The organism is Chryseobacterium viscerum (assembly GCF_002899945.2).
GTDB classification, from domain to species: Bacteria; Bacteroidota; Bacteroidia; order Flavobacteriales; family Weeksellaceae; genus Chryseobacterium; species Chryseobacterium viscerum.
In genome coordinates, this window is sequence record NZ_PPEG02000001.1 from 195,866 (window position 1) to 211,404 (window position 15,539).

Annotated in this window: 9 protein-coding genes; 1 reads left to right on the forward strand and 8 read right to left on the reverse strand. The window is 35.7% G+C overall.

Features of this window, described 5'->3' with window-relative positions; translation table 11 throughout:
* From bshC to rimP, 8 genes are all read right to left on the reverse strand, one after another.
* On the reverse strand, positions 1-1,587 hold the full coding sequence (bshC, locus tag C1634_RS00935; RefSeq protein ID WP_109737781.1) for a bacillithiol biosynthesis cysteine-adding enzyme BshC: 1,587 nt from the start codon (positions 1,585-1,587) through the stop codon (positions 1-3).
* A 12-nt stretch (positions 1,588-1,599) separates the two neighbouring features.
* The gene (locus C1634_RS00940) at positions 1,600-3,537 is read right to left on the reverse strand and encodes a putative porin (protein ID WP_103231877.1); all 1,938 of its coding nucleotides are present in this window, start codon (positions 3,535-3,537) and stop codon (positions 1,600-1,602) included.
* Between the two features lie 93 nt (positions 3,538-3,630).
* A complete protein-coding gene (locus C1634_RS00945; RefSeq protein ID WP_161990723.1) occupies positions 3,631-4,434 on the reverse strand; it encodes a DUF4843 domain-containing protein in 804 nt (267 codons plus the stop codon).
* Between the two features lie 42 nt (positions 4,435-4,476).
* A complete protein-coding gene (locus C1634_RS00950; RefSeq protein WP_103231875.1) occupies positions 4,477-6,036 on the reverse strand; it encodes a RagB/SusD family nutrient uptake outer membrane protein in 1,560 nt (519 codons plus the stop codon).
* A gap of 12 nt (positions 6,037-6,048) precedes the next feature.
* Positions 6,049-8,940: a SusC/RagA family TonB-linked outer membrane protein gene (locus C1634_RS00955; protein ID WP_103231874.1), complete on the reverse strand. Its 2,892-nt coding sequence runs from the start codon at positions 8,938-8,940 to the stop codon at positions 6,049-6,051.
* 305 nt (positions 8,941-9,245) lie between these two features.
* The gene (gene infB, locus C1634_RS00960) at positions 9,246-12,215 is read right to left on the reverse strand and encodes a translation initiation factor IF-2 (RefSeq protein ID WP_103231873.1); all 2,970 of its coding nucleotides are present in this window, start codon (positions 12,213-12,215) and stop codon (positions 9,246-9,248) included.
* A 76-nt stretch (positions 12,216-12,291) separates the two neighbouring features.
* Positions 12,292-13,527, reverse strand: a complete 1,236-nt coding sequence (gene nusA / locus C1634_RS00965; RefSeq protein ID WP_103231872.1) for a transcription termination factor NusA — start codon at positions 13,525-13,527, stop codon at positions 12,292-12,294.
* A 15-nt stretch (positions 13,528-13,542) separates the two neighbouring features.
* On the reverse strand, positions 13,543-14,010 hold the full coding sequence (gene rimP, locus C1634_RS00970) for a ribosome assembly cofactor RimP (protein WP_103231878.1): 468 nt from the start codon (positions 14,008-14,010) through the stop codon (positions 13,543-13,545).
* Positions 14,011-14,225: 215 nt separating this feature from the next.
* Here rimP and C1634_RS00975 point away from each other — a divergent pair, with 215 nt between their 5' ends.
* On the forward strand, positions 14,226-15,539 hold the full coding sequence (locus C1634_RS00975) for a UDP-glucose dehydrogenase family protein (protein ID WP_103231871.1): 1,314 nt from the start codon (positions 14,226-14,228) through the stop codon (positions 15,537-15,539).

Consider the following 15,539-nt stretch of genomic DNA (forward strand, 5'->3'; position numbering starts at 1 on the left):
TTAAATGGCAACAATTATTAATTTGGAATCTTGAACCACCATTTCTTCCAAACAATTTTCAAGCCACGAATAGCCATAATCTGAAAAGAATACACTAAAGTTGTACACTCTCTCCTGCCAGGTTTTGCCCGGGTGAACATCTAAAAACAATTTTTCAAGCCTTTCCAGTAATTCATTCTGCTTTATTTTCTCGGCATGAAGCAGACGTTTCTTCATTCTTTTGAACGATTTCAGCTGTCGTACTTCTTCTGCCTTCACCATATTCCCAAAAGATTTCTCAGTAGTTTCCGCTGAAGCTTTCAGCGCTGAGAAGCTGCTTACCAATACCTCTTCTTTCTCTTCCAGTAAATGTAAAATCGGATTATCTTTTAAAATTTTCTGATTGGTCAATACTGTGAAATTCTGGAAGAAATCCTCTATTTTAAGATCCAATTTCTCAATCTTTCCTAAGGTTTTTTCTTTCAGGAAAAGCATAGAGTTTCTCGGAATCAGGATAGGAAACGGAATCGCAATTTTCGAAAAATAGTCTTTAAGCTCCAGCCAGTACATGATTTCGGCATTTCCGCCGATATAGGCCAGGTTTGGCAGCACATTTTCCTGATACACCGGACGCATTAAAGCATTTGGGCTGAATCTTTCAGGGTGGTTTTCCAATTCAGCCAGTATCTGTTCTTCTGTAAACTGAAGCGTTTTATCTACAATAACATATTTCTCACCGTTGAATTCAATTCTGTCTCTGGTTTCTGAAAGATAGAAAAGGTTAATCTCACGAGGATTTACCTGTACTTTTCCATATTTTTCGGTGAGAAAGTCTACTTTATTTTTAGACGTTTTCTGTAAACTGAAATGAAGAAGTTCATCTTTAAAAACCTCCTTCATTTGATTCTTAAGTTCCTTAGAATCTCCATCCAGAATCAGAAGTCCAAATTCCGAGAAAAGACGGTTGACAAGAATCTTTATCGCTTCAGTTAAAGTATTTCCTACTTTATAAGCCTCCTTCATCATTAAGATCAGCTCGGTTCCGAAAATAGAGTCTTTGAATTCTTTTTCAAATTCAGAGATAAAATAGGTATCACTGATCTCAATTCTCCCTACCGGACCTCCGGATTTTTCATTGGTTTCGTAATAATTATTTTCGGTTTTAAAATGGTTGATTTCAGCAAAATCATGATCTTCTGAAGCCATCCAATAGACCGGAACGAAGTTAAAATCAGGAAAATTTTCTTTCAGATAGGTACATGTCTTTATGGTCTGAAGAATTTTATACACAAAGAAAACAGGTCCCGAAAAAAGGTTTAGCTGATGTCCGGTTGTAATGGTAAATGTATTCGGAAGTTTAAGATTCTCCAGATTTTCTCTTTGTTTTGAAGAAAGGGAAAGTTCTGAAAGCTGCCCTTCGAATACATCTGATAAAATATTTCTCTGCTCTGATGAGAATGAATCTTTTTTCAGATGAATCTGTTGTTTGAAATGATCTAAGGAAAATGTATTATTTTCAAAACCCTCAATTTTCTGATGTAAAAAATCTTTTACCAGCTGAGGAATGCTTTCTATATCGTTAAATGATATTTTATTAATTGTTTTCAACCTGTATCGTTTTTAGTTGAACAAATACCACACGATCCCGATGTTCAATCTGAAATCATATACCGGATAATGTGGAAATGCATATGCTTTGTTATTGGAAATAACCGTTCCTATCTGCTGACCTTCTATGAAAAAGAACATCTTTTTCACTTTCATATTGATATAAACATCGGCGATGGGCTGTCCTCCAATTGAAAATGAGTCTGCTCTGGGAAGAATATATTCGTTCAGAACAGGGAAATAATCTCTTGATGCAAATTTAGAGAAGTAATATATTTTAACTCCCGCCTGAATTTCAGCTGCTTTTTTGAATGCTTGTGTCTGGTAGAAGAAATTAGCTCTACCGATGAAACTCGGCATAGGAAGTAATTCTTTATTGGTTAAAGTATTCTGAAAGTGCAGCCTTGTATTCAAATGAAACTTATTGAAGCTGAATGTAGCATCACCCCCGATCTGAGAGATATTCACAGAATTATCACTTTGCTTTGGAGCTCTATTGCTGTCAAAATATGTATAGTTATCGATTCTGAAATAGTTGGCAAAAATTTCTGTTTTAAACCATTTCAGATTGATACTTCCTCCTATTTCCATTACAGACTGGTTCTTTGCATTTTCAAGATAATAATTAAAATTATTGTAAACCGAAGTATTCAATAAGTAATTAAATGAAGGATATGCACTTTGGAAATTCACTTTAGCATTAACAAAATAATCCTTGATAGGTTCAAATTTCAGATTATTGGTTGTTTTAAGATAGCTTTTGAACTGGCTTCCGTTTGAAAATTCCAGGAATGAGTTCAATTGGATTTTATCCCAAAGTTTTACCTGTAGATTTCCTACGGCTCCGATTCTGCTTTCTTTAAGCTCACCAGGAAAAGGAACACCATTAAGGGCAACAACATCTCTGATTCCTAATTTAATCATCTGATAACGTACTCCAGCATCCAGTTTAAATTTCTCATTATTAAAAATCAAACTTACTGTATTGCTTAAATTTTCGGAATATTTTTTTGTTGTCAGCGGGAAACCATTAACCAATTCTGTAGGAGCAGCATACCAATAAGGTTCCAGCGCTGTTTGATTGTAATAATATTTATTCCCTTGATGAGAAATAATATGTCTGATACTGAAAGGGAATTTCCCTGAGTTGAATGGTGTAAACTGATGGCTCAGATAATATCTCCTGTAAGCAAACTGAGAGCTTGAAGAGGCTAGATTTACCTGTGCGTTTTGTCTGTTACTATAATTGCTGTCACCGCTCTGAAACAGATTATCCTCCGTAATCCCACCACTTTCCTGATTGTTTATATTTTGGTGAAGATAATGAGCAAAGAGTTCATAGTTTCCGCTTTTTGAAACATAGTGTCCAGAGAATAAAGTATTGTTATTCGCGGACAATGAGTTTCTGTAAAGTCCCTGAGAACGAAGTCCCATATATTCAAGAGCAAAATTGAATCTTTTCCCAATATTTTGGGTATAAGTAGATCTTAAAGCGGCCCCGTTTCGCAATGCGTTATGATAAACAAATGTAGCGGTAGGTGTTTTTACATCATAATATTTCACATCATTCGCTCCAATGATCATATAGGATTTGTTAGAGGGCAGTAAAGAAAGATTCTGCTCATCATTGACTTCAAACACAAGAGGATTGAATCCTGAGCCAATATTAGCAGGCTGTACTCTCCCAAAGTTATCTTCATTATTCTGCTGTGAAAATATATACGTTTTATCAAAAGTCATTACAGTATCAAAAACTTTCTTTTCAGAAAACTGAGTCTGATACAGGTAATCGTTAATAGTAGGTTTGAAAATTTTCAGGGAATCTTTTTTCCCTGAATCTATAACAAGAGTATCTTCTTTTTTGGGTTGAGGCTTGTTACCAGCCTTATTAACAACCTGAGCGTTGGCTACAAAACTTAAAGAGAAGAGTATGAAAAGGATGTACTTCATTATTCATTATTGTACAGCAAAAATAAGAAATAAAAGGACATAAAAAACCCCACAAGATGTGGGGTTAATTTATATAAGTATATAATATTTTACTTATTGACCAGTAAATACTTCGTCATAATCTCCAAAACTTCCTAGTGAAGCACCAGTAGTAGTATTTTTAACAAAAAAGTTAACACGAAGTTTCAATATTCTTGTACATGCATTGAATGATGATTTAGTTCCATCAGCAGCATCTTTTATATAGTTCACACCACCATTAGAGTTAGAACCAAGGCTCTGCTCAGGGGTAGTAACAGCATAAGTATCAGGATTATATTTCAAAGTCATATCTGCACCATTATCCATAAATCCAATAACTTTAAGTGTTCCAACACCAGCTGTAACTCCTAAATCTTGAATAGTATAAACAGCGGTAGGATCTTCTTTCCACGAAGATACTGTGTTTTTGAACTGTCCATTTCCAACAAATGCAGAAGCAGGACAAGCTTTAGTATATGTTAGAGTATAAGTCTGATCAAATGATGCATTAGCAATTGATGAAGACTGTAACTTAAATACAATTACTTTAGGCTCAACAGTAGCTCCAGTTTCAAGAAGTTTTACCTGAAATTTTCCTTCAACTTTACCTGCATCAACTGTTACAGTAGGATTTACAATTTGGAAATTTGTCCCTTCCACAGCTGTTGAAAGAGTTTTATCTACAACAAGTTTTACCTGTGCTGAAGAAGACAATGTCTGAACAGTTCCAAAGTCAATATCAACTATAGTAGAACCTGTTCCCATTTTCACAACAGCTTCTCCTCTTACTCCCTTGTTGAAATGTAGATATGAATCACCATCATAAGTCTGAGCTTCGTCTTTACAACTATTGAAGAAGAAAACAACGAATGCCAATATTAAGAATGCAATTTTTTTCATAGATTTTATATTATTATATTAATAACCTGAGTTTTGTTGAATATTAGGGTTTGCATTAATTTCATCCAATGGAATAGGTAATGTAAATCTATAATCACTAGCAGGCAATGTAAGAGGCATAGTCTTATTATCATCATCATAAACATCTCTGTCTATTCCAACACCAGCAGCTACCCCCATTCTTTTTAAGTCTACATAACGGTGCCCCTCAAAACATAGCTCTCTTCTTCTTTCTAAAAGAATATCTGCATATGCCTGTTGAGCAGACGTATAAGTAATTGCAGCAGCTAACGACTGCTTAGATCTTGTTCCTCTAATTGATCTAACACGAGATGCAGCAGTTACTAAATCCGCTTCATGTACAGCAACTTCAGCTAAAATCAGATACATTTCTGATAATCTGAACATTTTGATATCATTTCTTAGCTGCATTGTAGCACTTGCAAGTGGAGCAAGTTTACCAGGATATTTATCAATAACGATTACATCGTCTTCTCTAGAGTTTGGTCCAGTAGGATAAAGTTGATCAAATTGGCTTGAAGGATCAACAAATACATCAAATCTAATATCTCCACCTGGCAATTGATTAAGGAGTGAAAATAACTTTCTACTCATATCGAAATTCACAGATCCGTTAATATCAGTTGAGTTTGTAGTCCATAATCCAGCAATATTTGACCAAGAACCAGTAGAACTATTAGGTCTGTATAGTGACCATAAGATCTCTCCTCTACCACCATTCGCTGCAGTAGCATCTTTCCACATATTAGTATATGCAGTTCCATTACCACTTGATAAAGTTAAACCACTACTAGTGATAGCTGCTGTAGCATTAGCTTTAGCATTAATATCATCACCTTTGTAGTTATAATATCTCGCTGCAATTGCATTGATTCCTGCTTTTTTATCTAAATAATTCTGTGGAGATACAGTAGCAATACTACCTGCAGTAATATTACTTGTATTCCAGTTAGTAAGAGCATACTGTAAATCAGACTCGATTAAAGCATAGATTTCAGAGTTCTTAACTCTTGGTAATTTAGTTGTAAAAATATCAGATGGCTCAGTCGTAAGCATTACTCCTAGCGCATTAGGATCTTTCATATTTGGTGAGAAATATGATTCCAGAGTAATATAAGCATATGCTCTGATCGCTCTTGCATGAGATAAAACATTAACATATAATAATTTATCTGAAGCTGACAATGAATTATACTGAACTAAAGAACTTCCTTTTAAAAGGATATTTACTTTGTTAATAATGCTATAGTTACTTACCCAAATACCAGAAGCCTGGCTTGTAGTAGAGTTAAGCACAAATCTATGTGTTAGAATGTCTGATGTACTTACACTGCTTGGACCAAATCCAATTTCGTCTGTGAAAAGTGAAGTAAAAAAGATCTCATTTGTTGGATTTACAGCTGGGTAAACACTTCCGTTAAGAAACTTCTGCATGTCTTCCACTGTCTGAAAAGCAACGTTCGGATCATTAATCTCTCCATCCTGGACAATATCTAGTGCATCGTTACATGATGTCAGCACTAAGAAAAACGATAATATATAAAATACTTTTTTCATTTTAATAATTTTTTAGAAATCAATTTTCACCCCTACTGTATACATTCTCGGGTTAGGGTATACACTTAAATTAGATCCAGTAATTGGTTCAGGATCGAAACCTCTCCATTTTGTCCATGTGTAAAGGTTTTCACCCTGTACATATATCCTAAGTCCAGTAATTGGCAGGTTCTGCAATTGCTCTTTTCTAAGCTGATATCCTATAGTAACAGATCTAACTTTTAAGAATGAAGCATCCTTGATAAAATAATCAGAGTCTGCTGTATATCCCCAGTTGGTAGCTCTTAAGCTTGGAACATCAGAATTTTGATTCTGAGGAGTCCATGCATTTAATAAATCTGTTGACATGTTTGAAGATCCAACAGCGCTAGATCCTAATCCTTCAGGGTTTGCTAGCCAGTAAAGTGCATTATCAAATTTCTTAACACCTTTCTGGAATGTAAATAAAGCATCAAAGAAGAATCCTTTATATCCACTTTCGAAGCCAAAACTTCCTGCATATTTAGGAATAGGGCTTACATCAAGGAACTGAGCATCTTCCACTTTTGGAGCTTCAGTTACCCCTCCATCTTTACTATAGAATAATAAGTTACCATTACTCTTGTTAACTCCCGCATATTTATACACATACCATTCGCTATATGTATGACCGGCCATATTAACTGTCGTACCTGGTTCAGGATCACCATTGATGATATATTCATTAATCTTATTATTGTTATATGATCCGTTAGCAAATATGCTGAAGTTCAGATCCTGAGTTTTAATAATATTATAACGTAATCCAAGTTCAACACCTTTATTCGTCATAGCTCCATTATTACCCGATACAGAATAAGCTCCTGAGAAACCAGAAATTGGAATAACACCAAATAGATTTGTAGTTTTCTTATGATAAACATCAAAAGTACCCTCTAACTTATTATTAAGTAATGTAAAGTCTAATCCAATGTTTGCCTGAGCAACATCTTCCCACTGTACAAATGGATTTGCATAATTAAAACCTATTCCCAGAGTATTTCCGTATCCTGTAGGAGTCGTATACAAGTCTCTGATGATTTGACTAGCTGTCAATAATGGGTTTGAACCAGCTGCTGCTGCAACGATATTCTGGTTACCGTTAGTACCATATGATGCTCTTAGCTTAAGACTATTAAAGGTAGATCCTTCCATGAAGCTCTCCTTGTCAATATTCCATCTACCTGCTACAGACCAATATGTAGCCCATTTATTATCTCCTTTAAATCGATAAGTAGCATCTCTTCTTAAAGTTCCCTGGAAACCAAATCTTCCTGCGTAATCATAACTTACGGTTCCAAAAACACCTAAAGTTCCTGCTGTAATTCTTGAACCACTTACGGAAGGTACATAAGGAGATGCCGCAGTATTATCAAACGGAACGTAACCAGTACCAGATCCTGGTACATAAGTTCTTGGATCTAGACCATTTTGTCTTCTAGATGTAGCTCTGTAATACACTTTATTGTATTCCATATTCACGGAAGCATCTACAGAGTGTTCACCTGTTTTTCCGCTATACATAGCAGAAACTACATTGTTAATACTTAAATCTCTTGTTGTTGTCTGATCTTCAAAACCAGTATATTTATTAGCCCCTTTAGTTGCTAATGCAAGGTATGCCCAAGGAGCTCTACCAGAGATTCTGTCACTTTGTCTGTAATCAATCCCTAGTTTATTACCTACGGTAAAGTTTTTATTAATTGCATAAGTAGCCCCTAAGTTTGCACCGATAGACACCTGATCTACCATGTTTGGAAGGTTACCTCTTGTCAATAGATTTTGTAATACATAAATGTTATTACCATTATTGAAGTTGGTACCAATAGAATTAAATAAATCTTGTCCGTTTGAGAATTTAGTTGGAGACAAATATGGTAATCCTTGAAGAACCCCTAGAAGTGGATTCTGTACAGAGTTGTTTCTAATTCCTGAAGAAGTTTCTTCTAATAACTCGTTTCTTCTTGAAAAGGCAAGAGAGATCTGTGAGTTAACATTTAGCTTATTGTCTTTAGATTTAGCCTGAACGTTTGATCTAACCGTAAATCTCTTGAAATCTGTAGTTGGAACTGCTCCACCTTGCTCCATATAACCAAATGAGTTATAAGAAGATATATTAGCCCCACCTGTAGAAAGTGCTACGTCATGAGACTGGAACATTTCCGGCTTAAAGAAATAATTTTTCCAATCCGTATTAATTCCTTGAGCTAAAGCATCTTTAGCTTTAATATATTCCGAGTTAGTATCAGAGAAACCATATAATTTCATAATCCCCATATACTGTTCAGTATTGGCAAGATTATACTTATCAAGTGGTCTTAATGACATCCCTGTCATTCCTGTATAGGAAAGCTTAAATCCACTGTTATATTTACCTCTTTTTGTTCTGATAACTACAACCCCGTTAGCACCACGGTTACCATAGATAGCAGTTGCTGCAGCATCCTTCAAAATAGTAGTTGACTCTATATCATTAGGGTTCAAGTTTCTATATTCTGAAGCATTCGATGGAATATCATCGATAACAATTAAGGCATCTGTATTACCATTAATAGAACTCGTACCACGAATCAATAAGCTAAACTTAGCAGAACCCGGGCTACCAGAACCACCGTTCATGATCACCCCTGGAGCTGACCCTTGTAAAGAAGTTAACATATTGACATTTGGTCTGTTCTCGAAGAATACCTCTCCAACAGTATTAGAAGCAACAGTTGACTTAGGTTTTGTGATACTTTTTGAGTAACCTAGCAAAACTACTTCATCAATTGATGTTTCTTTTTTTACCGTGTCTTTTTTCTTAGTTGTTGTCTGCTGCTGCGCAATAACCATTCCTCCAAAGAAAAACAGCGCCCCAGCACTCAGTACACGTAATTTAACATTCATATTAACAAATTTTAATATATTTAATGGGCAAATATGTTAATAAATATTAACATCCGCAAATTAAACCACTGTTTAATCTACCGTTTTTTTTAATGTTTCATTTAAAAATTCCGTAAATCAAATAAGATTCATTAATGATAGACTGTTTTTATTCAATAAAAAATAATTTTTCCGCTATACAAATTCGATTTAACAAATTATTAATAATTCAAAAAATATTATTTAGAATCATTATAAATTATTAGGATATAAAAAATAAAAAAACCACTTTATAAAAAAGTGGTTTTCACATATTTAGGATATATTTATTTCAGTTTCTTCTTAACTGCTACTTCTTCGTAAACTTCAAGAATATCACCAATTTCAATATCATTATAACCTTTTAGGTTCAGACCACATTCGTAGCCTTTTGTTACTTCTTTAACATCGTCTTTGAAACGCTTCAAGCTTTCCAATTCACCGTCAAATTTAACAATACCATCTCTCAGAACTCTTACTTTTGAATTTCTAGCTACTTTTCCTGAAAGAACCATACATCCTGCAATTGTTCCAACCTTAGAAATTTTAAATACTTCTCTGATCTCAACATTACCAATTACTTGTTCTTTAATTTCAGGTGAAAGCATACCTTCCATAGCTTCCTTCACTTCTTCAATAGCGGCATAGATTACAGAATAGTTTCTGATCTCGATTTCCTCTCTATCTGCAAGGTCTTTAGCATTAGCACCAGCTCTTACATTAAATCCAATAATAATTGCATCTGAAGCCGCAGCTAAGTTAACGTCAGATTCAGTAATCTGCCCTACTCCTTTGTGAAGGATATTAACGTTAATCTCAGCAGTAGACAATCTCTGTAACTGATCTGATAATGCTTCCACTGAACCATCCACGTCTCCTTTCAGGATAATGTTCAATTCTTTGAAATCACCTAAAGCGATTCTTCTACCTAATTCTTCAAGTGTAGTATGCTTCTTAGTTCTGATGGAAAGTTCTCTCTGAAGCTGCTCTCTCTTATTAGCGATAGTTTTAGCCTCACTTTCATCTTCATATACTTTAAACTTATCACCAGCTGTAGGAGCTCCATCCAACCCTAAAATAGTTACTGGAATAGATGGGCCTGCTTCTGTAAGGTTTCTACCTCTTTCGTCAAGCATAGCTTTCACCTTACCATGGTTTTTACCTGCAACTACATAATCTCCCACTTTTAGAGTCCCAGTTTGTACCAACATTGTGGCAACATATCCTCTACCTTTATCTAGTGAAGCTTCAATAACAACTCCCTGAGCATTTCTATCAGGATTAGCTTTTAAATCAAGCATCTCTGCCTGAAGTAATACTTTCTCCAATAGAACATCCATATTGTTACCAAATTTTGCAGAAATTTCCTGCGCCTGAACATTTCCTCCCCATTCTTCTACAAGGATATTCATCCCAGAAAGTTGCTGACGGATATTATCAGGGTTTGCACTTGGTCTATCTACTTTGTTCAATGCAATAATCATTGGTACACCAGCTGCCTGTGCGTGAGAAATTGCTTCTCTCGTTTGAGGCATTACATCATCATCGGCAGCAATCACAATAATTGCAATATCTGTAATTTGAGCACCTCTGGCTCTCATCGCTGTAAATGCTTCGTGACCCGGTGTATCTAAGAATGTAATTCTTTGTCCGTTTTCAAGTTTCACATTGTAAGCACCAATATGCTGTGTAATCCCTCCAGATTCACCTGCAATTACATTCGTTTTTCTAATGTAGTCAAGCAATGAGGTTTTACCGTGGTCAACGTGACCCATTACTGTTACAATTGGAGCTCTTGATGCAAGATCTTCTTCAGAATCAATAATATCTTCGCTGTCATTTTCTTCAAGATCAGCATCTGAGAATTCAATTTTATAACCAAATTCGTCTGCTACCAATAATAAGGTATCTGCTTCCAATCTTTGGTTCATGGTAACCATTACCCCAAGTGAGAAACATGCAGAAATTACTTCTGTTGGCGAAACATTCATTAAGCTCGCTAACTCACCTACAGTAATAAATTCTGTAACTTTTAGAGTTCTGTCTTGTGCTTCAAGCTCTTGCTGACGCTCATCCTGTTCTCTACGGTAAGTTCTTTTGTCTTTTCTGTGTTTTGCAGATTTAGATTTACCTCCTTTATTAGTCAGTTTCTCTAATGTTTCCTTGATCTGATTCTTAACTTGTTCGTCAGTCAGTTCAACCGGCATAACTCTTTGTCCAGGTCTGTTGTTCTGAGGTCCTTTTTTGAATCCTCCACCTTGACCACCTGGGCGGTTTTGGTTATTGTTGTTTCCAAAACGGTTTCCACCACCTTGTCCACCTTGACCTGGAGGTCTGTTTCCTTGCCCTCCTTGACCCTGGCGATTTCCACCTTGTCCACCTTGACCCGGAGGTCGGTTTCCTTGGCCTTGTCCACCTTGGTTATTATTATTGTTATTTCCTGAGTTTTGATTATTCCCTTGACCTTGTTGGTTATTCTGGCCGCCAGGTTTTTCAATTCTCTTTCTTTTCTTTTTTGCTCCAGCACCTGGTTTTGGCGCAAACTGAGTTAAGTCGATCTTTTCCCCAACGATCTTAGGACCGTCTAGTTTTTGATATACTGTCTCAATTTTTTGCGGTTCCTGAGATTCAGGTTCAGCTTCTACTTTTGGAGCTTCCACTTTCTTCTCCACTACAACAGCTGGTTTTGGAGTTTCTTTTATTGGTTCCACAGGTTTAACTTCTTCTTTTTTCTCCTCCATTTTTGGCTTGTCTTTTTTTACAGGTCTGTTTCTAGATTCTATTTGAGACAAATCAATTTTATCCAAAACCTTGAATTCCTGCTTTTCAGGAACTGCTTTTACTTCCGGTTGTTCTTCTTTCACGATTTCGTCTTTCTTTTCTTCAACCGGTGCCGCAACAGGAGTTACAGGAGCTGCAGGAGCTTCTTCAACTTCAGGCTTCTTAGGTTCTAAATCTATTTTACCTAAAATTCTAGTTTCTGGTTTATTTGCTTTAGCTCTTATCACTTCAGAGGTTTTCTTTTCTTCAATTTCCAGTTTTTCTTCCGGAACTTTAGTGATCACCACCTCATGGGAAGCCTTTCGTTGTTCGCCATCCTTAGCAAACTCAGCTTCCAATGCAGAATATGCCGATTCTTCCAATTGAGCGTTAGGATTGCCTTCAACCACGAACCCCCTTGATTGTAAAAATTCTACTAATCTGGACATCGAAATATTGAATTCCTTAACCGCTTTATTTAATCTAATTTTTGGCATCTATATTATTTACTGTTTTTAATTTTTAAAATTAAAGTATTTCCTTTTTACTGTTTATTAAAATTTATTTAAAATTTTAATCTTCAAATTCTTCTCTTAGAATACGCTTAACATCTTCGATTGTTTCTTCTTCAAGGTCAACCATATTAAGAAGACTTTCAGTTTCTTTATCCAATACTGATTTTGCAGTTGTAAGTCCTACTTTCTTAAACTCATCCAAAATCCACTGCTCGATATCATCGTTAAATTCTCTCAATTCAACATCATCATCCTCGCTGGACTCTCTGTATACATCAATCTCATATCCTGACAACCAAGAAGCCAGTCTGATATTTTGTCCTTGTTTTCCAATTACTTTAGAAATCTCTTCAACAGGAGTATATACTAATGCATAGTTTTGTTCCTCGTTGATGTCAATTTTATTGATGGTAACATTTCCTAAAGCTCTCTTCACCAAAATCTCAGGGTTTTTAGACCACTGAATAACATCGATGTTTTCATTTCTCAATTCTCTTACAACTCCATGAATTCTGGATCCTTTTACCCCAACACAAGCTCCTACAGGATCAATTCTATCATCATAAGCATCTACTGCAATCTTCGCCTTCTCACCAGGAATTCTCACTACTTTTTTCAGCATGATTGTTCCATCCTGGATCTCAGGAATTTCCAGCTCCAATAACTTCTCAAGGAATTTAGGTGCAGTTCTGGAAATAATAATCTGTGGTTTAGAACCTTTAAAATCCACTGTCTCGACAATAGCTCTGATATTCTCACCCTTTTTAAAGAAATCGGATTGGATCTGGTTTTCTTTTGGTAAAATAAATTCATTTCCTTCATCATCCAACAAAATCACGTGCTTATGACGGATGTGGTGGATTTCCCCTACAACTATTTCCCCAATTTTATCTCTAAACTGCTCGTACAGCATTGCATTATTGTGCTCCTGTAGTTTTGTAGCCAGAATCTGCTTAAGGGTAAGAATATTTCTTCTTCCCAATTGCGCAACAGGAATTTCCATTGTAAAGTCCTCACCTACTTCGAAAGTAGGGTCAATCTTCTTTGCTTCAGAAATTTCAATTTCCAAATCATCATCTTCAGACATTTCGTCCTCTACAATTGTTTTATTTAAAAATATCTGAAAATCTCCTTTATCCGGGTTTACAATCACATCAAAATGATCATCTGAGTCAAATCTTTTTCTCAAAAGAGTTTTCAGTGAATCTTCAATAATTGCCATAAGATCAATCTTACTGATCCCCTTTTCGTCTTTAAAATCACCAAAGGATTCAATCAACGCTATATTATCCATCTATTCTTTTTTCTTTTAAAATTTAATTATTACTAATGCTTTTTTGATCTCAGAGTAAGCAATCTCTTTCTCCTCTTCCACATCTACTTTCCCTTTCCCGATGTCTTTCGGTTTACGGTAACGTAAAATAAGTGTAATCTTCTCATCGTCTACTTTTGACAATTCTCCTTCAATCTTGGAAGAATCCTCCAGCATCACTTCAATCTCTCTCCCGATATTTTTACCGAACTGTCTGGGTGTGGATAATGGTTCGCTCAATCCGGCAGACATCACCTGAAGGCTAAAGTCATGCTCTTCACGATCCATATTAAATTCTATCGCACGGCTTGCATCAAGACAATCCTGCAGAGAAACTCCGTTATCACCATCTAAAATCACTGTAATATCATCCCCTGCAGAAAATTTAAGATCAATAAGAAACATATCTTTTCTGGTCTCAAGGAATTCATTTAACAATTCTTCAATTCTTTGTCTAAACTCCATATATTTTTTATCTTGATTTACAGTACGAAAAAAGGCTTTCTTGCGAAGCCTTCCCATTTTTTCCGTAAATCCAATGCAAATATACGCTTTTTTTCTAAAAATGCAAAATTATCTTAAGTATCAAGCAAATAGCGCCAGATTCATTTACAATAAATTAAAGGAATATGTCACAGGATTTTTATTACTTTTGTCTTTAGAATTTAAAAACAAACATTTTGAATATAACGATTGTAGGAACAGGTTATGTAGGGCTAGTTACAGGCACTACCCTCGCAGAACTTGGCAATTCAGTATACTGTGTTGATATTGATGAAAAAAAAGTAGAAGGTTTAAAAAACGGCATTGTTCCCATCTATGAGCCGAACCTTGAAGAAATGTTTCTGAGAAACATTCAATCTGAAAGATTATTTTTCACTACGAACCTTAAAGAAGCCTTAGACAAAAGCGAAGTGATCTATCTGGCATTGCCTACACCTCCTGGTGAAGATGGTTCTGCAGATTTATCTTATGTACTTCAGGTTGCCAATAATATTGGTGAGCTGATGACAGAATATAAAGTCATTGTCAATAAAAGCACCGTTCCTGTAGGAACTGCAGATAGGGTAAGAGAAGCGATCTCTTCCAAGACAAACCTCCCTTTCGATGTGGTTTCAAACCCTGAATTTTTAAGAGAAGGTTTTGCCGTTGAAGACTCTATGAATCCCTCAAGAGTAGTCGTAGGCGCCAGCTCGGAAAGAGCAAAAAACATCATGTCTAAAATTTACCAACCTTTTACCAATATCGGAATCCCAATCATCTTTATGGATGAGAAATCATCGGAGCTTACAAAGTATGCGGCGAATTCTTTTTTAGCGGTAAAAATTACCTTTATGAACGAAATTGCCAACTATTGTGAAAAAGTAGGGGCAGATGTAGATAAAGTAAGACTAGGAATGGGTAGTGATGACAGAATAGGCCACAGATTCCTTTTCCCAGGAATCGGATACGGAGGAAGCTGTTTTCCAAAAGATGTAAAAGCTCTTATAAAATCCGGAAAGCAGGAAGATTTCAACTTTCAGATTCTTGAAGCTACAGAAAATGTAAATACTACCCAGAAAGTAATTTTAGTTTCGGAAATTGAAAAATATTTCGGCGGAGACATTAAAGGAAAGAAAATTGCGATGTGGGGGCTTGCTTTCAAAGCGAATACTGACGATATCAGAGAAGCTTCATCTTTGGACAACATTGCTCTTTTACTGGAAAAAGGCGCGGAAATCGTAGCATATGATGCTGTTGCAGAAAATAATGTCCAGAAACTTCTAGGCGACAAAATACAGTATGCCAAAGGAATGTATGATGCATTGGAAGAGGTGGACGCACTATTTATTGCTACAGAATGGCCGGAATTCAAAAACCCAAACTTTGAGCTTATGGCAAAAAAAATGAAGAACAAAGTTATTTTTGACGGCAGAAATATGTATCCATTGGAAATCCCGGAACAAAACGGATTTCATTATAAAAGTATAGGAAGAAAGACCATCTCAAAATAA